Source organism: Streptomyces johnsoniae (assembly GCF_031845565.1).
In the GTDB taxonomy this organism is placed as follows: domain Bacteria; phylum Actinomycetota; class Actinomycetes; order Streptomycetales; family Streptomycetaceae; genus Streptomyces; species Streptomyces johnsoniae.
The window spans coordinates 1-238 of the sequence record NZ_JAVREV010000125.1; the positions used below are offsets into that span (position 1 = coordinate 1).

Annotated in this window: 1 protein-coding gene; it reads left to right on the forward strand. The window is 71.8% G+C overall.

All coding sequences use genetic code 11. From position 1 onward, the window contains the following. Positions 1–238, forward strand: a 238-nt coding sequence (locus RM779_RS33575) for a helix-turn-helix domain-containing protein (RefSeq protein ID WP_311621572.1), incomplete at both ends; no start/stop codon positions are given.

A 238-nucleotide genomic window follows, 5' to 3' on the forward strand; every position in this document is an offset into this window, starting at 1 on the left:
TGGTCGAGCGGGTTCGTTCGGGTCGCCCAGTCTCCCATGTCGCCGCTGAGATTGGTGTCTCCCGGACGACCGCGCACAAGTGGGTGCGCAGGTCCGTTGCCGAGGGCGAGTCCGGTCTGGCCGACCGTCCCAGCCGCCCGCGGACCACCCCGCACCGCACCCCGGACGCTGTGGAGTCGCGGGTGTGTCAGCTGCGCAGGACCCGCAAGCTCGGCCCGGCCAGGATCGGTCCGATCCT